Here is an 18,492-nt window from a genome sequence, read left to right as displayed (position 1 = left end):
CTTTTTGACACCCTGAGACTCGCCCGCACCATGGCCACCATCGAAGACAACGGCATTCTCCTGGCACGCCACCCAGGCTCCACCGATATCCGCTGCCACCTGCGTCCGGACAAGGCCAACCGCCACGGTCTGATCACCGGCGCCACTGGCACCGGCAAGACCATTACCCTGCAGACCCTGGCTGAAGGTTTTTCCAGCCTCGGTGTTCCGGTCTTCATGGCCGACGTCAAGGGCGATCTGACCGGCATTTCCCAGAAGGGCGCATTGGGTGAAAAAATGGCCAAGGTGCTGGCCGAGCGTGGGCTGGACACGCCCGATTTCGCCGCATTTCCCACCACCCTGTGGGACGTTTTTGGCAAGCAGGGCCATCCGGTGCGTGCCACGGTGAGCGACCTGGGCCCCTTGCTGCTGGCCCGCATGCTCAACCTCAACGAGACCCAGGCCGGTGTACTGCAGTTGGTCTTCAAGATTGCCGACGACGACGGCCTGCTGCTGCTGGACATGAAGGACCTGCGCGCGATGTGCCAGCACGTGGGCGACAACGCCGCCACCTACACCACCGAATACGGCAACATCAGCGCGGCCAGCATTGGCGCCATCCAGCGCGGCTTGATGCAGATCGAGGAGCAAGGCGGTGACCGCTTTTTCGGCGAGCCCATGCTCAACATTGCCGACTTCATGCAGACCGATGGTTCGGGAAAAGGCGTGGTCAACATCCTGGCCGCCGACAAGCTGATGCAGTCACCGCGCCTGTACGCCACCTTCCTGCTGTGGATGCTGTCCGAGCTGTTCGAATCCCTGCCCGAGGTCGGCGATCTGGACAAGCCCAAACTGGTGTTCTTCTTCGACGAGGCCCACCTGCTGTTCGCCGACGCGCCCAAGGCACTCATCGAGCGCATCGAGCTGGTGGTGCGCCTGGTGCGCTCCAAGGGGGTGGGCGTGTTCTTCGTCACGCAGAACCCGCTGGACATTCCCGACTCGGTGCTGGCCCAGCTGGGCAACCGGGTGCAGCACGCACTGCGCGCCTTCACCCCGCGCGACCAGAAAGCCGTAAAGGCCGCGGCCGAGACCATGCGGGCCAATCCGGGGCTGGACGTGGCCACGGCGATCACAGAGCTCGGCGTGGGCGAGGCGCTGGTGAGCCTGCTGGATGAGAAAGGCCGCCCTGCCCTGACCGAGCGGGTCTACGTGCTGCCCCCGTCGAGCCAGATCGGCCCCATCAGCCCTGCCCAGCGCAAGGAGCTCATCGACACCTCCATCGTCGCCGGGGTCTACGAAAAGGCCGTGGACCGCGAATCGGCGTTCGAAGCCCTCAAGGGCCGCACCGTGGCACGCCAGGCGCAGACAGCCCCCCAACAAGGCCCCACGTCCACAGGGCAAGTAGGCGAACATGCGGGCGCCGCTGCTGCTGCGCCTGAGCGAGGCATGCTCGACGGCCTGGGCGACATGCTGCTGGGCGGCACCCGCCGCACCCGCGCCAGCGTGGGCGAGCAGCTCATCAAGAGCGCTGCCAGCCAGATCGGCCGCGAAGTCGGCCGCCAGCTCATCCGCGGCGTGCTGGGCGGCCTGATGGGCTCAAGCCGCCGCTGACACCTCGTTTTACTGTTCACGAACCCCACAAGGAATCTCTGACCATGATCGCCATCGACCCGAAGGCCCGCGCCAACGTCACCCTCATCGACCACCCCCTGGTGCAGCACAAGCTCACCCTAATGCGCAAGAAGGAAGCCAGCACCAGCAGCTTTCGCCGCCTGCTCAATGAACTGGCCGGCCTCATGATCTACGAAGTCTGCCGCGACCTGCCCTTGCAGGACGTGCAGATCGACACCCCGCTGGAGCCCATGACGGCCAAGGTCATCGACGGCAAGAAGCTGGTGTTCGCCAGCATCCTGCGCGCCGGCAACGGCATTCTGGACGGTGTGCTGAACGTGGTGCCCGGTGCGCGCGTAGGCCACATCGGCCTGTACCGCGACCCGCAGACGCTGCAGGCCGTGGAGTACTACTTCAAGATGCCCAAGAACATGGAAGAGCGCGACATCGTGGTGGTCGACCCCATGCTGGCCACCGGCAATTCGGCCGCCGCCGCCGTGACCCGCCTGAAGGCCTGCAAGCCCAAATCCATCAAGTTCCTGTGCCTGCTGACCTGCCCCGAGGGCATCAACACCATGTACAAGGAACACCCGGACGTTCCGATCTTCACCGCCGCCATCGACCGCGAGCTCAACGACCACGGTTACATCATGCCGGGCCTGGGCGACGCCGGAGACCGCATCTTCGGTACCCAGTAAATTTGGTGGCATTTTGGCCCCAAGCCCTCATGGATATTGCGTAGGCAGCTTCTCTTTTCATAGCAACAGGAAACCCAACCCATGAAACTCGTTCGCTGGGGCGCCCCCGGACAGGAAAAACCCGGACTGCTCGACGACCAGGGCCGGGTGCGTGACCTGCAGCACCATGTGGACGACGTGGCCGCCACTGCCCTGCTGCCAGCCAGCCTGGAGCGCCTGCGCGCACTGGACCCTGCCACCCTGCCCCTGGTACCGGGCAAGGCCCAGTCTGACCTGCGCCTGGGTCCTTGCGTGGGGCGCGTGGGCAAGTTCATCTGCATCGGGCTGAACTACTCGGACCACGCTCTAGAAGCCGGCATGCAGGTGCCGCCCGAACCCATCGTCTTCGGCAAGTGGACCAGCTGCATCAACGGCCCGGACGACGATGTGCGCCTGCCGCGCGGCTCGCAGAAAACCGACTGGGAGGTGGAGTTGGGCGTGGTCATTGGCCAGGGCGGCAGCTACATCGAGGAAGCCAAGGCCATGGCGCACGTGGCCGGCTACTGCGTCGTCAACGACATTTCCGAGCGCGAATACCAGCTGGAACGCGCCGGAACCTGGGACAAGGGCAAGGGCTGCGACACCTTCGGGCCCATCGGTCCCTGGCTGGTCACCCCCGATGAAATTGCCGACCCGCACCAGCTGCCGATGTGGCTGGAGGTCGATGGAAAACGCATGCAGAGCGGCAGCACCGCCACCATGGTCTACCGCATACCCTTCCTCATCAGCTACCTGAGCCGATTCATGCGCCTGGAAAGCGGCGACGTCATTGCGACTGGTACGCCACCTGGGGTGGGCATGGGCTTCAAGCCACCCGTGTTCCTGCGCCCAGACCAGACCATGCGCCTCGGAATCGACGGCCTGGGCGTGCAGACCCAGCGTGTCGTAGGGGCCTAAGCCCAGCTTTTGGTGGCCTGGCGCAGCACCGCTTCCTGCTCGGCACGGTAGAGCGACACCACCTCACCGATGACGATCAGCGCTGGCGGCTTGACGGCGTGGGTGCGTGCCAGTTCGGCGATGCTGTCCAGCCGACCCACCACCGTCTGCTGCTTGGCGTGGGTGGCATGGCGCACCAATGCCACCGGAGTGTCTGGGCTGCGGCCATGGGCCACCAGCTCGGTCACGATGCCATCGAGCGAGCCAACCCCCATGTAGATCACCACGGTCTGGTTCGGACGCGCCAGCACCGGCCAATCGAGCGTATAGGTACCGTCCTTGCGGTGCCCGGTCACGAACACGCAACTCTGCGCATGGTCACGGTGCGTCAGCGGTATGCCGGTGCAGGCACTGGCGCCCAAGGCGGCCGTGATGCCCGGCACCACCTCGGCCGCGATGCCTGCGTCGGTGATCGTCGCCAGCTCTTCGCCGCCGCGCCCGAACACGAAGGGGTCGCCACCCTTGAGGCGCACCACCTTCTTGCCCCGCTGCGCCAGCTGCACCAACAGCAAGGTGATGTCGTCCTGCGGCAAGGTGTGGTTGGAAGACTCCTTGCCGACATAGATGCGCTCCACGTGCGCCGGAATCATGTCCAGCACCCCGGCACCCACCAGGGCGTCGTACACCACCACATCGGCCTGCTGCAGGCGTTTGTGTGCCTTGAGGGTGAGCAGCTCCGGGTCACCAGGGCCGGCACCCACCAGACACACCTGGCCCCATTGGGAAGCGGGCAAGGCCGGAGTCAGCAGCGCAGAGGCGGGAGTCATTGCGTTCAAGGGGTTCACCATGTCTTGATTATTTTCGTATATCCCGCAGGACGGGCTGACTGTAGCGTCCAGCCCGGCTTTTCAAAATTGATGTGAGTCAAGGTGCAAACAAAGTAATCCGCGAAGAATCGACCGCAAACAAACGAGGTCCCCGTCACCGTGCCGCACCGCCATTTCTGCCTGCTCATCACGCTAGCAATGCTCGTGCCAGTGGCCCAGGCGGCCGATCCCAGTCCGGCCGATGCGAAGCGTCTGGTGCGTCTGGTACGCCAGGACTGCGGCTCCTGCCATGGCCTCACGCTCAAGGGAGGGCTCGGCTCGCCCCTGCTCCCCGCCACGCTGGCCGACAAGCCGGCCGAATCGCTGGTCGCGGCCATCCTGCATGGCCGCCCCGGCACCGCCATGCCGCCCTGGCGTGGTCTGCTCACAGAACAGGAAGCCCAATGGATCGTCGAACGTTTGCAAGCCGGATTTCCGCAGGACTAGGCCTGGGCGCCGCCTGGGCGGCTTCGCTCCCGGCTCAAGCCCAAGCCGCTGCCCCCGTGCTGCGTGGCACGGGCGACCTCGGTGTCGTCATCGAGCGCGCCATCGGCCAGGTGCAAGTGGTGGACACCAGTGCACGCACCATTCTGGGCACCGTCAAGGGGCTGGGCGACCTGTCGCACGCCTCGGTGGTGTTCTCGCGCGACGGCCGCCATGCCTACGTGTTCGGGCGCGATGGCGGCCTCTCCAAGGTCGACCTGCTCACCCTGCGCCTGGACAAACGCGTCATGCAGGCCGGCAACTCTATCGGCGGCGCCGTGTCGCAGGACGGCCGCTTTGTCGCCGCGCAAAACTACGAGCCCGGCGGCGTACGCGTGTTCGACGCCGCCACGCTGGAGATGGTGGCCGACATACCGGCGCGTTACGGCGATACGGGTCAAACATCCAAGGTCGTCGGCCTGGCCGACGCGCCGGGCTTGGGCTTTGTCTTCGCGCTGTTCGAGGCCGGGGAAATCTGGGTGGCCGATCTGTCCGCAAACCCGCGTCAACCGATCGTGACGCGCTATCAGAATGTGGGCAAGCAGCCGTATGACGGGCTCATCACCCCCGACGGCCGCTACTACCTGGCAGGCCTGTTCGGGGAAGACGGCTTGGCCATGCTGGACCTGTGGCAGCCCGAAAAGGGTGTGCGCCGCGTGCTCGGTGGCTATGGCCGCGGTAAGGAGCCGCTGCCGGTGTACAAGATGCCGCACCTGCGCGGCTGGGCCCAGGCCGACGGCAAGCTCTACCTGCCCGCCATCGGCCACCACGAAGTGCTGGTGGTGGACACCCGCACCTGGCAGCAGGTGGGCAGTATCCCGGTGCGCGGCCAGCCGGTGTTCGTGATGGCGCGGCCTGACGGGCGCGAGATCTGGGTCAACTTCGCCCATCCCGACAACAGCCACGTGCAGGTCATCGATACGCTGACCCAGCAGGTCACCCACACCCTGCTGCCAGGCCAGGTGGTGCTGCACATGGAATTCACGCCGCGCGGCGAAGCCGTGTGGATCAGCTGCCGCGATGACAACAAGGTGGTGCTGTACAACACCCGCACCAAACAGGTGCTTGGCGAGTTGGCTGCCAATGCGCCCTCCGGCATCTTTTTCACGTCGCGCGCTGCGCGCATCGGGTTCTGAGCATGGCACTGCCGGACTGCCCGATAACTCTGGCGCTGCTGAGCGACTACCAGCACGGTTTTCCGCTGTGCGAGCAGCCGTTTGCGACCATCGCCGCCGCACACGGGCTGGACGAAGCCGATGTACTGGCACGCTACCAAGGCTGGCTGGCGCAAGGCCGCCTCTCGCGCATCGGCCCCGTCTTTGCGCCCCAGCGGGTGGGCACCAGCCTGCTGGCGGCCATCAGCGTTCCACCGGACGAGCTGGCCCAGGCCGCTGCACGGGTCAGCGCCCATGCCGAGGTCAACCACAACTACGAGCGCGAGCACGACTACAACCTCTGGTTCGTGGTCACCGCGCCCACGCACGAGCGGCTGGACGCCGTGCTCGACGCCATCGAGACTGAATGCCAGGCACCGGTGCTGCGCCTGCCGCTGGTGGAGCAGTACCACATCGACCTGGGGTTCTCGTTGCATGCCGGTGCCGCCAAGGCCCGCACCGCCCCCGTGCTGCGGGCTGCATCGCCCCTGACGGATGCGGACCGCGCGCTCATTGCCGCCATGCAGTCGGGCCTGCCCCTGTGCCCACGCCCCTACGCAGCCTTGGCCGCGGAAGCAGGCAGCACATCCACATCCGTACTGCAGCGCATTGCCGACTGGCTGGCAGACGGCACGCTCAAGCGCTTTGGCGTGGTGCTGCGCCACCACGAACTGGGCTTTACCGCCAACGCCATGGTGGTGCACGACATTCCCGACGCGATGGTGTCCGAACTGGGCCAGCGCCTGGGCCAGCACCCGGCAGTCACCCTGTGCTACCGCCGCCCCCGTGTGGACGGCCGCTGGCGCTACAACCTGTTCTGCATGGTGCATGGCCGCGAGCGCGCCGAGGTGGAGCGCCAGATAGCCGAACTGCGTGCCACCTACGCGCTGCACGACTACCCCCACGCCGTGCTGTTCTCGCGTGAACGCTTCAAGCAGCAAGGGGCCTGCTACAGCACTGCCCCCCAACGCCGCGCATACGCCTGCGCTGCCTGATAGCCATGGATACCTTAGACACCGCCATCATCAACAGCCTTCAGGGCGGTTTCCCCCTCTCGCACGCCCCCTACGCCGAAGTGGCTGCGCAACTGGGCATTGACGAGACCACCCTGCTGACCCGCCTGCAGGCCCTGCTTGATGCCAGGGTGCTCACCCGCTTTGGCCCCATGTACCAGGTGGAGCGCATGGGCGGCGCCTTTGTGCTGGCCGCCATGCAAGTGCCCGAAGAACGGTACGACGAAGTCACGGCCCAGGTGAACGCCTTTGCCGAAGTGGCGCACAACTACCGCCGCGAGCACCGCCTCAACATGTGGTTCGTGCTGGCCACGGCCACCCCGGAAGGCATTGGCGCCGCCGTGCAGGCCATCGAAGCCGCCACGGGCCTGCCCGTGTACCCGTTCCCCAAGGAACGCGAGTACTTCGTGGAAATGAAACTGCAGGTGCGCGCATGACCCGTCACCCACTCACTGAATTGGACCAGCAGCTGGTGCGCGCTACCCAAGCCGGGCTGCCGCTGGTGCCCCACCCCTACGCCCAGCTCGCTACGCAACTGAACGTGCCCGAGGCCACCGTCATCGCGCGCATGCAAGGCCTGCTCGACACCGGCGTCATCCGCCGCATCGGCGCCGTACCCAACCACTACGCCATTGGCTACGCCGCCAACGGCATGAGCGTGTGGGACGTGGACGACGCCCACATCGACCGCCTGGGCGAACTGGTGGGCGCTTTGCCTGCCGTGACCCACTGCTACCGCCGCCCGCGCCACCTGCCCGACTGGCCCTACAACCTGTTTGCCATGCTGCACGGCAGCAGCCGCGAAGAAGTCCTGCTTGAAGCCGAGCACATTGCCGCGCAGCTGGGCAGCCACTGCCGCGCCCGCGACATCCTTTTTTCCACCCGCATCCTGAAGAAGACAGGCTTGCGGCTGCGTGATTGAATTTTCTGGAGACCCTCCATGTTCCGCATTTCCCAATACCTGCGCGAGATCACCCACCCCACGCCCATCACACCGTATCGTGGCCCCAAGGGCCCGGTGGTGATCTGGAACCTGATCCGCCGCTGCAACCTCACCTGCCTGCACTGCTACTCCATCTCCACCGACAAGGAGTTTGCGGGCGAGTTGAGTCACGAGGAGGTGCTGACCGTGATGCAGGACCTCAAGGCCTATGGCGTGCCCGTGCTCATCCTCTCGGGTGGCGAGCCACTCTTGCGGCCCGACATTCTGGACATTGGCCGCAAGGCCAAGGACATGGGCTTCTACGTGGGCCTGTCTACCAACGGCACGCTCATCGACCAGCCGCTGGCACAGAAGATCGCAGCCGTGGGTTTCAACTACGTCGGCATCAGCCTGGACGGCATTGGCAAGACCCATGACTTGTTCCGCCGCAAGGAAGGCGCGTTCGACCTGTCGCTGGCCGCGGTGCGCCACCTGCAGGCGCTGGACGTGAAGGTGGGCCTGCGCTTCACCATGACGCAGGACAACGCCCACGACCTCAAGAACCTGATTGCCCTGTGCGAACAGGAGAACGTGGACAAGTTCTACTTCTCGCACCTGAACTACGCCGGCCGCGGCAAGAAGAACCGCGACACCGACGCCCACTTCCGTACCACGCGCGAAGCCATGGACCAACTCTTCGACACCGCGCTGCGCTGGAACGCCGAAGGCGGGGCTAAGGAGATCGTCACCGGCAACAACGACGCCGACGGCGTGTACCTGCTGCACTGGGCGCAGCAGCGCTACCCCGACGCCGTGCCGCACCTGCGTGCCAAGCTGGAGCAATGGGGCGGCAACTCCAGCGGCGTGAACATTGCCAACATCGACAACCGGGGCGACGTGCACCCCGACACCATGTGGTGGCACTACAAGCTCGGCAATGTGCGAAGCCGCCCGTTTTCGCAGATCTGGAGCGACACCAGCGACCCGCTCATGGCGGGCCTCAAGGCCAGCCCGCGCAGCGTGGAAGGCCGCTGCGGCCAGTGCGCCTACTTTGCCGTGTGCAACGGCAACACCCGCGTGCGCGCCCACCAGACCACCGGCAACTTCTGGGCCGAAGACCCGGGCTGCTACCTCACCGACGCCGAGATCGGCCTGCCCACCGAGGTGGCGGCATGAAACGATGGTTTACCCTGCTTGCCCTGGGCGCCCTCATCTCGGGCCTCGTCCACGCCGCCGACGCCCCCGCCAACTTCCAGACCCACTGCGCCAGCTGCCACGGCGCGGACCGCCTGGGCGGCTTCGGCCCCGCCCTGCTGCCCGAAAACCTGGAACGCCTGCGCAAACCCGAAGCCCTGCGCGTCATTAGGGAAGGCCGCATCGCCACCCAGATGCAGGGCTTTGCCGACCGCCTGAACGCCGAAGAAATCCAGGCGCTGGCCAACTATGTCTACACCCTCATCACCCCCGCCCCGAAGTGGGATGACGCCGACATCCGCGCCTCGCGCGTGGTGCACCATGCGCCGGGCAGCCTGCCAGCGAAGCCGGTGTTCCAGGCCGACCCGCAAAACCTGTTTGTGGTGGTGGAAGCGGGCGACCACCATGTGAGCGTGCTCGACGGCGACAAGCTGGAACGCATTGGCCGCAGCCCCACGCGCTTTGCCTTGCACGGCGGCCCCAAGTATTCGCCCGACGGCCGCTACGTGTACTTCGGCTCGCGCGACGGCTGGGTCTCGAAGTACGACCTGTGGAACCTGACCACCGTGGCAGAGGTGCGCGCAGGCATCAACGCCCGCAACGTGGCCGTGTCCAACGACGGCAAATGGGTCATGGTGGGCAACTACCTGCCCCAGAACCTGGTGCTGCTGGACGCCGAGCTGAACCTCGTGCGCTCCATCCCTACCACGGCGGCTGCCGATGGCAAGACCTCGCCCAAGACGTCAAGAGTCTCCGCCGTGTACGACGCCGCCCCGCGCTCCAGCTTTGTCGTGGCCATGAAGGACACGCCCGAAATCTGGGAGTTGTCCTACGCCCAGGGCGCGCCGGTGGCCGTGGTACGCACGGTGCTTGACGACATCCTGGACGACTTCTACTTCGACGACAGCTACACCCACCTGTTCGGCGCCACCCGCCCCGACGGCAACGGCGTGGGCAAGGGCCAGGTGGTGAATCTGGACACCCGCAAGAAGATTGCCGACCTGGACGTGCCCGGCATGCCGCACCTGGGCTCGGGCATTGCGTTCAACTGGCAGGGCAAGCGCGTCATGGCCACGCCCAACCTCAAGGAAGGCCTCATCACTTTGATCGACACCAAGGACTGGAAGACGGTAGGCAGCGTCAAGACCCTGGGCCCGGGCTTTTTCCTGCGCAGCCACGAGAAGTCGCGCTACGCGTTTACGGATGCCATGATGAGCCCCACCGCCAAGGACACGCTCGTCGCCATCGACAAGCAGACGCTGGAGATTGCCGGGCAGATTCGCCCCGTGGCCGGCAAGACCTTTGCCCATGTGGAGTTCACGCGCGACGGCCGCTACGCCCTGGCGAGCCTGATGGAACTGGACGGTGCCCTCATCGTGCTGGACGCGCAGACCCTGCAGGAGGTGAAGCGCCTGCCCATGAGCAAGCCCATCGGCAAGTACAACGTGTGGAACAAGATCAACCGTTCGGAAGGCACCAGCCACTGATTCAGGCGCCCAAGCCGTCCGTGCCGTTGTTGCTTCGCCTTGCCGTACGTCTGTACTGTCTGCGACTTCGCGCCTAGGCACAGACGGCTTGGGCGCCTGAATGGCACACCGTAGCCGACTGCATATATCCCGTTACAGTAGCGGCTGGCCGTCACACGCCAGCCGCTATTGTTTTATGAGCTGCTTACGCAATGAATACAAGGGCTAGCGGCCAATTTGATACTTAATTCCGCCGTGAACTACGTCCAGCTCCTTTTCCCCGACTTCTCGCTCATCCTCTGCGGCTTTCTGCTGTGCCGCTTTACCCCGCTGAACCGCAGCGTGTGGGAACCGGTGGAGCAGCTGGTGTACTTCGTTTTCTTCCCGGTGCTGCTGTTCTATTCCATCATCCGCACCCCGCTGGACCTGCACGCTGCCTCGCGCCTGCTGGGTGCCGGTGCCGCCATGGCGGCGGTCGGCATTGCGCTGGCCTACGCCCTGCCCCACATTCCCGTCCTGCGCCGCTACATGCCCATCCGCCTGCATGCCGCCGCCGCCCAGGTGGCGTTCCGGTTCAATTCCTTCATTGCCCTGGCACTGGCCGAACGCGCCGCCGGCCCGGCGGGTGTGCAGCTGCTGGCGGTGCTGATCGGCTTTTGCGTGCCGCTGTACAACGTGGCCGCCGTGTGGCCCATGGCGCGCCACTCCGAGAAAAGCATGCTGGGCGAGCTGGCGCGCAACCCCCTGATCATCGCCACGATCTTGGGTCTGTGCGGCGGCCTGCTGGGGCTGGCCATTCCGAAGTGGCTGGAACCCACGGTGTCGCGTATTGGCGGCGCCTCCCTGGCACTGGGCCTCATGGCGGCCGGTGCCGGCCTGCGCCTGGGGGCCCTGGGCCAGGCCAAGGTGCTGGCGGGTGCAGTGCTCACCATCCGCCACCTGTTACTCCCCCTGGTGGCCACAGCGCTCGCCTGGGCGCTGCACCTGAACACCGTCGAGACCACGGTGCTGCTGGCGTTCTCGGCCATTCCCACCGCATCCAGTAGTTACGTGCTCGCCACCCGCATGGGCTACGACGGCGCCTTTGTGGCCGGCCTGGTCACCCTGTCCACCATCCTGGGCGTGCTCAGCATCCCGTTTGCGTTGGGGGTGTTGGGTGGATTTGCGTGATGAATCCTGACGTTTGGAACCTATTCCATGATGGAACGATCTCCAATCTGTCTGGGGACATTCCCGGCGACGTATGGGTGTTGATTGAGATTGGATACTTGAGGGCAATGTTTCCGGGGCATGGCAATGGATTTAGCGTGCTTTTGCGCGCATGCAGCACCCTTGAATTTGAGGAGTATGACAAGCAACCGATAAGTGAGTTCACCCAGATTGTGGAACGTGAGCCGGAGATATTGGCTTGTGAGCCGGTTGGGCCGACTCTGGAAATAACGTGTACCTTGGGCACTATCAGGATTGTCTACGCTGAAGAACAGGTATTTCTCGAAGACGGAACGCTTATATCACCTGAAGAACTTGCGGCCGCAAGTGCACGCTATTGGGAGGAGTGGAAGCGTTCTTGGCAGAGTCCGCCCTGACCCCATCCCCTGCAGACCCGACGTACCCGATTGGCTGCGGCCAGAGTTCAAGCGTTTATCGGCCGCGGACATTCTCAAGTCGCCCTATCGCCGAACCTGGCTACCAATGTAGCCACCAATAGCCGCGCCCCCCACAGTGCCTACGCTGCTGCCGCCAGTAAGCACAGCACCCGCCACGGCCCCCACACCGGCACCGGTGATGGTGTTGCGGTCATGGGTGGACAGGTTGGCGCAGCCGCTGCTCAAGACGGTGACGAGGGCAGCAAGGCAGACAACGACGGATTTGTGGGTGGATTTCATGGCGTTTACGCGTGAAGAGTGAATGAGGTGAACTGGCTGCCGGGTGCCTGCCGAGTGCCGACGCTGCACACCGCGCTTGCCATTGCCACCATCATCGTCACGCCACGCACGAGCCTCGGGCCGAATTTGTATCGGCCAGTGTCTGTGGAGCGGCTCAGACATGCGCCGAAACAATTGCGTGCGCCGGGTTACATCGCTTAACCCAGTGCAACGGGCAAGGCTCAGGGGCAAAGGGTGGGTGGCAAATAGGCCACCAGCCCGCACAATCATTCCGCAGACCGCTAGCAATTCAGTAGCAAATGACTCTGAATGTGTGAAAAGACACCACGGCCACCCTGATGGCCATGACGCCGCGGCGCAAGCACAGCGCAGGCAGCCGCCGCGACCAGTGCGCACCCTCGGTAGCCGTCCCGAGCCCGTTGCCCGGCAGCCTGGGCTCAGCGGCCCCTCCAGCCTAGGAACATCCCGGGGCGAACGGCACTAGCCAGTTCGCCGGCAACGCGCCACAATGCGCCGGAAAGTTCCAGCCACGGTGCGGAGCCACCAATGGCAGTAGGCACGGGAGAAGATGATGAAGCAGGTACTGGTCATTGAAGACGAGGCGCCCATCCGGGCGAACCTGGTCAGGTTCTTGCGCCTGGAGGGCTACACGGTGTCCGAGGCGCACGACGGCGAGGAAGGTGTGCGCCTGGCGACCGAATTGCGCCCCAACCTCATCATCTGTGACTACATGATGCCCAAGAAGGACGGATTCGAAGTGCTGGAGGCGCTCAAACAGAACCCCGACACCCAGCATATCCCCTTCTACTTCCTGTCCGCGAGTGCAGAACCCGAACGGCTGGAAGTGGCCATTGGCAAAGGCGCCAATGGCTATCTCACCAAGCCGTTCTCGCTGGACCAGCTTCGCACGATGTTGGCTAACCACTTCTGACCGCGGCCACCCCCCCATGCGCAACACGATTGTCATTGCCGAAGACGAAGCCGATATCCGAAACAACCTGGAGCGGCTGTTGTCCATGGAGGGCTTTGTGGTACATGCGGCGGCCAACGGGCAGCAAGCCCTGTCGCTCGTGGAACTGCACCTACCAGACCTGGTGCTCAGTGACGTCACGATGCCCGAAATGACCGGGCACGAACTGGTGCAAAGAATCCGGGCCATGGACTCGGTGGCTATGGTGCCCGTGGTGCTGCTCACAGCCCGGGCCGACCGCTCAGACCTGCGCGAAGGCATGACCTTGGGGGCGGACGACTACCTTACCAAGCCCTTTCGTCGCGACGAGTTGCTCTCCAGCATCCGCACCCAGATCCAGAAACACGATGCACGCCGACTCACCACCCAGCGGCAATTGGCCCAGGCGCACCACCTGTCCCACTTCGACCAGGTCACCAACCTTCCCAACCGAACGCATTTTCTGGTGCTGCTGCAGAACGCAGTCGCACAGGCTCCGACGCCGGCGGAAGACCTGCTGCTGGTCAGCGTGGGGGTGGGGAACCTGAGCCAGGTGGCTGAAGTGCTGGGCACCTCGCCCATGAATGCCTGTGTGAATGCCCTCGCGCAGCGACTGCAGCAACTGGTGGCCAGGAACCTGGGGGCCGACGGCACCCGCACCACGGTGGCGCGCATCGGCTACGAGCGCTTTGCGGTCTTCGCGCGCAAGCGCATCACCGCCGAGGACGCCGCCAGCATGGCACAGCTTGTTCTTTCGGAACTGGGGGCGCCGGTTCAGATCGGCGATGAGGAACACTTCCCGCAGGTGCATGTGGGGCTCAACACGCTGACCCGCCCCGGCGACAGCGCCGAGTCCTTGCTGGCGCGGGCCGACATGGCCCTGGAAAGCGCCATAGCCCAGGCAGGCCAGCGCTATGCCGTGCTCGACGCCCAAACCCCACCGGAGTTCTCTTCTGCGTTTCGCCTGGGCAACGACATCCACCGCTGCGTGGAGCGCCAGGAATTGGCCGCCTATTTCCAGCCGCAGGTGAGCACGCAAAGCGGCTTGACTACCGGTTTTGAGTGCCTGATGCGCTGGAAGCACCCGGCGCTGGGCTTTGTTTCCCCGGCCGAGTTCATACCGCTGGCCGAGGGCAACGGGCAGATCATTCCCATGGGGGCCTGGATACTGCGCGAGGCCTGCCGCCAAGCGGCCGCCTGGCCCCGCGCCGACGCCTCGGCAGGCCTGCGGGTGGCGGTCAACCTGTCCATGCGCCAGTTCCTGGACCCGCATCTGGAGAACCACATTCGCCAGGCACTGGAAGAAGCCCAACTGCAACCGCAGCAGCTCGAACTGGAAGTGACCGAAAGCACGGCCATGCTCGACATGGAGCGCACGCTGAGCTTGCTGCGACGCTTCAAGAGCATGGGCATGGCCATTGCGATCGACGACTTTGGAACCGGCTATTCCAGCCTGGCATACCTGCGCCGCTTCCCGCTCGATGTGCTGAAGATCGACCAGTCTTTCGTGCGCAACATCTGCCTGAACAAGGAAGACCTGGCCATCGCGTCGGCCATTGTTTCCCTGGCCCATGGTCTGGGTCTGACGCTGATTGCCGAAGGCGTGGAGACCCCGGCGCAGGCCGAGCTTCTGCGCTCGCTGGGCGTAGAGGAGTTGCAAGGCTACCTGTATGCCAAACCGATGCCGGCCTCGGCCGTGGCGGATTGGCTGCAATCACGGAGTGCATAGATGGAGCTGATTGAAGAAGGCCTGCGCTTGGTCGAGGCCACCGACTTGGGCGTACTGCAAAGCGTGTGCAATGCGCTGGTTCAGGCGGGTGCACAAAGCCTGTGTGTATTGGCCGCCGATGGCAACAACACACCCGCTGAACAGCTAGACCAGTGGCTCAAGGGGCTGCCCGTTACGGTGTTTGGAGGGCTGTTCCCACAGATCATCCATGGCCAGCGGAATCTGGGCACCGGATACGTGGTGGCTGCTTTGCGCAGCCGCTGTACGGTCTCCATCGTCTCCGGCCTGTCTAACCCGGGGGCGGACTTTTCCGCTGCCGTGGAGGCAGCCCGTGGAGGCCTTCCGCCGGCACCGTCCGTTCTGGTGCTCGTGGACGGGCTGTCCAGCCAGATCGGCGCCTTTCTCGATGGCGTGTACGACGTGCTGGGCAGCGCCACCACATTCTTTGGCGGAGGGGCTGGAAGCCTGAGCTTTCGCCAGCAACCCTGCCTGTTCACCAACCAAGGTTTCCTGCAGGACCATGCCATCCTGGTCGACATTCCCTCCCCCACCCGGGTCGCCGTGGAACACGGGTGGGAAAAGTTTGCCGGGCCTTTCGTGGTCACGGGTGCGGATGGCAATGTCGTCCACAGTCTGGACTACCAGCCGGCCTACGACTTCTACCGAGGGCATGTGGAGCGCGACAGCGGCACGCAATTCAATGCCGACAATTTCTTCTCCATCGCCAAAGGCTACCCGATCGGCATGGAAAAGGCGGATGGCAGCATCGTCGTGCGCGACCCCATTTCGCACGACGGCCAGCACCTGGTATGTGTGGGCGAGGTGCCCAACAACAGTGTCGCCTACCTGCTCAAGGGCAGGCCCCAGCGCTTGGTGCAAGCCGCGGCCGACTGCGCCAACCACATCGGCCCTGGCAAAACCCCGGCCTTGTTGGTGGACTGCATCAGCCGCGTGCTGTACCTGGAAGACCGCTACGGAGAGGAGCTTCGTGCAGTGGAGTCGGGCTTGCAGGCACGGGCGGTGTTCGGCATGCTGAGCCTGGGCGAAATTGCCAACGGCGGCAGCTATTGCCTGGAATTCTTCAACAAGACCTTGGTGCTGGCAGCGGGGGAATGAAAGAGCACACCAATCCGCGCAGCATCCAGCTGCTGACTCTGCAGTACGAGTTGGCCCTGCTGATTGGCCGGTCCTTGGTGCTTTCGGACATGTTGCGGGCTTTCTTTCCCACCGCGTTGAAGATGCTGGGATGCCGAGCGGCCTTTGTTTGGCTGGACACCGAGCCCGCCAAGCCCCGCGCCCTGCGGTACGCCTACCCGCGTGCGGACCGGTTCCGCGCAGAAGCTGGCGGCGACCTGGCTTTCCTGGCCTCGCCCACCGAAGGCGGCGTCCATGCAGTGCCCTCACGCCCCGGCCATGCTCCATGCTATGGCCACTGGGTTCCGCTGGGGTTACTGGGGCATTGCGTGCTGCTGCGTGATGGCAGCCCCCTGGACCCCGAGCGGCTCATTGCGCTGGCCCCACTGTTCGACCGCCTGAGTCTGGCCTGTGCCGCCTGCCTGGAACACGAAGCCACGAGCCAGCTGCGGGAAACGGCCGCGGCCAATGAGCGCCAGATGCGTGCCGTGGTGGACACCATGAACGATGGCGTCATTGTGGAAGATAGCCAGGGGCGCTTGGTGCTTGCGAACCTGGCGGTGGAGCGCCTGACGGGAGAACACAGCCTGCCCTCCCTCACCCGGGGAACCGCAATGCAGCAGGTGTGGGATGCGCTGCCCGCAGGCATGGGCCTGCATGACCTTCCGCTGCACGCCGAACCCGACTACAGCCCCGACGCCAGCCAGAGCCGCGAGATTTCCGTTCATGGGCGAACGCTGGAATGCAGCCGGATACCGATCCTGAGCGATGTCAGCGGACAAGCGCCCGGCCCCTACCTGGGTTGTCTCTGGCACTACCATGACATTTCCGAACGCAAGCTACACGAGCGCAAGCTGGAAGAGGAAGCGCAGCAGCAAAAGAAGGCGCAGACCTTGCAGCGTTTCCTGTACCAGATCACCGAGCGAGCGGCAGCCGGACTGTCCTTCTACGACTTTCTCAGCGGTGTCCATGCATTGCTCAATGAGTTGCTGTACGCGAAGAACTGCTACGTCTGCCAGTACGACGCCACCAACCAGTTGCTCAATTTCCCCTACTACGTTGACGAACGCGATGGCGACACGCTGCAGGAGTACAACGTTCCATGCAAGAAAGGCCTGACCGAGTTCGTCCTGCGCACGAACCGCCCCCAGATCATCGACGCGCAGCGCCTGCAGGAGCTCGGCGCGCAAGGTGAAGTGACCGAAGGCAGTGGCGACATGACGTTCACGACCTGGTTGGGGGTGCCCATGCAGATCGGCGGCAAGGTGTGCGGCATGCTGGCGGTGCAGGCCTACGTGCCTGGCGTCAGCTACAGCGACGACGATGCGAGCGTGCTGTCCTATGTGGCCAACCATGTCAGCAGTGCCATCGAGCGCTACGAGGCCCTGGATGAACTGCGCAAATCAGAGGAGCGCTATCGCACCGTCATCGAAAAAGTCGGTGTCGGCGTCGTCGTGGTCCAGGACAGCAAGATGGTGTTTGCCAACCCCAGCCTGATCCGAATCGTCGGTCATTCAGAGGAATTCCTGCTGTCCCAGCCTTTCACCGCCACCATCCACCCGGACGATGTGGATGAAGTCGTTGCGCGCCACGCCCGTCGCTTGCGCGGAGAGCCGGTTGAATCCTCGTACGGTTTTCGCGTGATTACCGCCAAGCAGGAGATTCGTTCGCTGGAACTGTCTGCGGTGAAGATCGAATGGAGTCAACGCCCCGCGACGCTGATGTTTGTGGTGGACGCCACCGAACGCCTGGCAACGGAACGGGCCCAACGGGAAGCAGTTCGCCAGCAGATGGAGCTCAACAGCATGCGCGCGCGCTTCATTGCGATGGCTTCCCATGAATTCCGTACCCCCCTGGCCACCATCCAATCATCGCAAGACATCCTGCGCCACTACCATGAGCGGATCGATGTGTCGGAGCGCAACGAATTGCTCGACTCCATCGAATCGGCCGTGCACCGCATGACGGATATGCTCGATCGGGTGCTTCTCATCAACAAGGCCGATGCGAAGATGCTGGAATTCACCCCACAGCAGATGCATCTGGCTTCGTTCATCACCACGCTGCTGGAAGAGTTCGCACAGGCCAGTCACGAGGGGAAGTGCCATTTGCGCTACCTGCACAATAGCGCGACGGACACCGGGCTGTTCGATGAAAAATTGCTGCGACACATCTTTGCCAATCTGATTTCGAACGCCATCAAATACTCCCCAGCGGGAGGGGAAGTTCTGATCACCACGTCGGATACCGATGGCGGCATCTGCATCACCGTCAGTGATCATGGCATTGGCATACCGGCGAGCGAGTTGCCCCACCTCTTTGAGCCCTTCAGGCGTGCAAGCAATGTCGGCGCCATTTCCGGAACCGGTCTGGGACTATCGATCGTGAAGCAGGCCACCGAGCTGCATGGGGGCCGCGTCCGTGTGGACAGCCAACCGGGGCAAGGAACGAGCTTTGAAGTGCTACTGCCACTGCGCAGTACAACCTGACACC

The 18,492-nt window shown here is 64.3% G+C and carries 18 protein-coding genes; 16 read left to right on the top strand and 2 right to left on the bottom strand.

All coding sequences use genetic code 11. The features are described from left to right. Positions 1-30: 30 nt before the first annotated feature. From RQP54_RS11795 to RQP54_RS11785, 3 genes are all read left to right on the top strand, one after another. A complete protein-coding gene (locus RQP54_RS11795; RefSeq protein WP_315678503.1) occupies positions 31-1,590 on the top strand; it encodes a helicase HerA-like domain-containing protein in 1,560 nt (519 codons plus the stop codon). 44 nt (positions 1,591-1,634) lie between these two features. Next, entirely contained in the window at positions 1,635-2,288 is a 654-nt protein-coding gene (upp, locus tag RQP54_RS11790; RefSeq protein ID WP_315678502.1) for a uracil phosphoribosyltransferase, read from the top strand. 81 nt (positions 2,289-2,369) lie between these two features. Further along, complete coding sequence (locus tag RQP54_RS11785) at positions 2,370-3,224, top strand: fumarylacetoacetate hydrolase family protein (protein WP_315678501.1); 855 nt, start codon at positions 2,370-2,372, stop codon at positions 3,222-3,224. Here the strand turns inward: RQP54_RS11785 and cobA are convergent. Continuing rightward, positions 3,221-4,051 (bottom strand): uroporphyrinogen-III C-methyltransferase, encoded by an 831-nt coding sequence (cobA, locus tag RQP54_RS11780; RefSeq protein WP_315678499.1) that lies wholly within the window; start codon positions 4,049-4,051, stop codon positions 3,221-3,223. The genes RQP54_RS11785 and cobA overlap by 4 nt on opposite strands. 138 nt (positions 4,052-4,189) lie before the next feature. Between cobA and RQP54_RS11775 the strand changes: the two genes are divergently transcribed. The 9 genes from RQP54_RS11775 to RQP54_RS11735 all read left to right on the top strand — a co-directional run bounded on the left by RQP54_RS11775 (position 4,190) and on the right by RQP54_RS11735 (position 11,887). After that, positions 4,190-4,516, top strand: a complete 327-nt coding sequence (locus tag RQP54_RS11775) for a cytochrome c (protein WP_315678498.1) — start codon at positions 4,190-4,192, stop codon at positions 4,514-4,516. Then, positions 4,474-5,688 (top strand): cytochrome D1 domain-containing protein, encoded by a 1,215-nt coding sequence (locus tag RQP54_RS11770; RefSeq protein ID WP_315678497.1) that lies wholly within the window; start codon positions 4,474-4,476, stop codon positions 5,686-5,688. The genes RQP54_RS11775 and RQP54_RS11770 overlap by 43 nt, the downstream gene beginning before the upstream one ends. Positions 5,689-5,690: 2 nt before the next feature. Next, a complete protein-coding gene (locus RQP54_RS11765; RefSeq protein ID WP_315678496.1) occupies positions 5,691-6,701 on the top strand; it encodes an Lrp/AsnC family transcriptional regulator in 1,011 nt (336 codons plus the stop codon). A 5-nt stretch (positions 6,702-6,706) separates the two neighbouring features. Continuing rightward, positions 6,707-7,156 carry an Lrp/AsnC family transcriptional regulator gene (locus tag RQP54_RS11760; RefSeq protein WP_315678494.1) on the top strand — a complete coding sequence of 150 codons (450 nt, stop codon included), beginning with the start codon at positions 6,707-6,709 and terminating at the stop codon, positions 7,154-7,156. Then, positions 7,153-7,641 carry an Lrp/AsnC family transcriptional regulator gene (locus RQP54_RS11755; RefSeq protein WP_315678493.1) on the top strand — a complete coding sequence of 163 codons (489 nt, stop codon included), beginning with the start codon at positions 7,153-7,155 and terminating at the stop codon, positions 7,639-7,641. The genes RQP54_RS11760 and RQP54_RS11755 overlap by 4 nt, the downstream gene beginning before the upstream one ends. Before the next feature lie 18 nt (positions 7,642-7,659). Next, on the top strand, positions 7,660-8,817 hold the full coding sequence (gene nirJ / locus RQP54_RS11750; RefSeq protein ID WP_315678492.1) for a heme d1 biosynthesis radical SAM protein NirJ: 1,158 nt from the start codon (positions 7,660-7,662) through the stop codon (positions 8,815-8,817). After that, the gene (locus tag RQP54_RS11745; protein WP_315678491.1) at positions 8,814-10,322 is read left to right on the top strand and encodes a cytochrome D1 domain-containing protein; all 1,509 of its coding nucleotides are present in this window, start codon (positions 8,814-8,816) and stop codon (positions 10,320-10,322) included. The genes nirJ and RQP54_RS11745 overlap by 4 nt, the downstream gene beginning before the upstream one ends. 234 nt (positions 10,323-10,556) lie before the next feature. Continuing rightward, the gene (locus RQP54_RS11740; RefSeq protein ID WP_315678490.1) at positions 10,557-11,471 is read left to right on the top strand and encodes an AEC family transporter; all 915 of its coding nucleotides are present in this window, start codon (positions 10,557-10,559) and stop codon (positions 11,469-11,471) included. After that, a complete protein-coding gene (locus tag RQP54_RS11735; RefSeq protein ID WP_315678489.1) occupies positions 11,471-11,887 on the top strand; it encodes a hypothetical protein in 417 nt (138 codons plus the stop codon). Before RQP54_RS11740 ends, RQP54_RS11735 begins: the two co-directional genes overlap by 1 nt. An 84-nt stretch (positions 11,888-11,971) precedes the next feature. Here the strand turns inward: RQP54_RS11735 and RQP54_RS11730 are convergent, their stop codons facing one another. Further along, a complete protein-coding gene (locus RQP54_RS11730; protein ID WP_315678487.1) occupies positions 11,972-12,187 on the bottom strand; it encodes a glycine zipper 2TM domain-containing protein in 216 nt (71 codons plus the stop codon). 571 nt (positions 12,188-12,758) lie between these two features. On the opposite strand from RQP54_RS11730, the gene RQP54_RS11725 reads away from it, so the two are divergent. Genes RQP54_RS11725 through RQP54_RS11710 form a run of 4 tightly spaced genes read left to right on the top strand, consistent with a single transcriptional unit; the run spans position 12,759 to position 18,488 of the window. Then, a complete protein-coding gene (locus RQP54_RS11725; protein WP_315678486.1) occupies positions 12,759-13,118 on the top strand; it encodes a response regulator in 360 nt (119 codons plus the stop codon). Between the two features lie 16 nt (positions 13,119-13,134). Further along, positions 13,135-14,865 (top strand): putative bifunctional diguanylate cyclase/phosphodiesterase, encoded by a 1,731-nt coding sequence (locus RQP54_RS11720; RefSeq protein WP_315678485.1) that lies wholly within the window; start codon positions 13,135-13,137, stop codon positions 14,863-14,865. Beyond that, on the top strand, positions 14,866-15,981 hold the full coding sequence (locus RQP54_RS11715; protein ID WP_315678484.1) for an FIST signal transduction protein: 1,116 nt from the start codon (positions 14,866-14,868) through the stop codon (positions 15,979-15,981). After that, positions 15,978-18,488 (top strand): ATP-binding protein, encoded by a 2,511-nt coding sequence (locus RQP54_RS11710; RefSeq protein WP_315678483.1) that lies wholly within the window; start codon positions 15,978-15,980, stop codon positions 18,486-18,488. Before RQP54_RS11715 ends, RQP54_RS11710 begins: the two co-directional genes overlap by 4 nt. The last annotated feature ends 4 nt before the right edge of the window (positions 18,489-18,492 follow it).

The sequence above is a fragment of the Curvibacter sp. APW13 genome, assembly GCF_032337135.1.
In the GTDB taxonomy this organism is placed as follows: Bacteria; Pseudomonadota; Gammaproteobacteria; order Burkholderiales; family Burkholderiaceae_C; genus Allorhodoferax.
The sequence above is the reverse complement of the archived record's forward strand: the minus strand, read 5'-3'. Positions and strand labels throughout refer to the sequence as shown.

What these genes read in the sequence shown, in the direction of transcription:
- RQP54_RS11745 (WP_315678491.1), top strand. Translation starts at nt 8,814, where the DNA reads ATGAAACGATGGTTTACCCTGCTTGCCCTGGGCGCCCTCATCTCGGGC.
- RQP54_RS11720 (WP_315678485.1), top strand. Translation starts at nt 13,135, where the DNA reads ATGCGCAACACGATTGTCATTGCCGAAGACGAAGCCGATATCCGAAAC.
- upp (WP_315678502.1), top strand. Translation starts at nt 1,635, where the DNA reads ATGATCGCCATCGACCCGAAGGCCCGCGCCAACGTCACCCTCATCGAC.
- RQP54_RS11755 (WP_315678493.1), top strand. Translation starts at nt 7,153, where the DNA reads ATGACCCGTCACCCACTCACTGAATTGGACCAGCAGCTGGTGCGCGCT.
- RQP54_RS11770 (WP_315678497.1), top strand. Translation starts at nt 4,474, where the DNA reads ATGGATCGTCGAACGTTTGCAAGCCGGATTTCCGCAGGACTAGGCCTG.
- RQP54_RS11730 (WP_315678487.1), bottom strand. Translation starts at nt 12,187, where the DNA reads ATGAAATCCACCCACAAATCCGTCGTTGTCTGCCTTGCTGCCCTCGTC.
- nirJ (WP_315678492.1), top strand. Translation starts at nt 7,660, where the DNA reads ATGTTCCGCATTTCCCAATACCTGCGCGAGATCACCCACCCCACGCCC.
- RQP54_RS11765 (WP_315678496.1), top strand. Translation starts at nt 5,691, where the DNA reads ATGGCACTGCCGGACTGCCCGATAACTCTGGCGCTGCTGAGCGACTAC.
- RQP54_RS11760 (WP_315678494.1), top strand. Translation starts at nt 6,707, where the DNA reads ATGGATACCTTAGACACCGCCATCATCAACAGCCTTCAGGGCGGTTTC.
- RQP54_RS11725 (WP_315678486.1), top strand. Translation starts at nt 12,759, where the DNA reads ATGAAGCAGGTACTGGTCATTGAAGACGAGGCGCCCATCCGGGCGAAC.
- RQP54_RS11735 (WP_315678489.1), top strand. Translation starts at nt 11,471, where the DNA reads ATGAATCCTGACGTTTGGAACCTATTCCATGATGGAACGATCTCCAAT.
- RQP54_RS11795 (WP_315678503.1), top strand. Translation starts at nt 31, where the DNA reads ATGGCCACCATCGAAGACAACGGCATTCTCCTGGCACGCCACCCAGGC.
- RQP54_RS11710 (WP_315678483.1), top strand. Translation starts at nt 15,978, where the DNA reads ATGAAAGAGCACACCAATCCGCGCAGCATCCAGCTGCTGACTCTGCAG.
- RQP54_RS11785 (WP_315678501.1), top strand. Translation starts at nt 2,370, where the DNA reads ATGAAACTCGTTCGCTGGGGCGCCCCCGGACAGGAAAAACCCGGACTG.
- RQP54_RS11715 (WP_315678484.1), top strand. Translation starts at nt 14,866, where the DNA reads ATGGAGCTGATTGAAGAAGGCCTGCGCTTGGTCGAGGCCACCGACTTG.
- cobA (WP_315678499.1), bottom strand. Translation starts at nt 4,051, where the DNA reads ATGGTGAACCCCTTGAACGCAATGACTCCCGCCTCTGCGCTGCTGACT.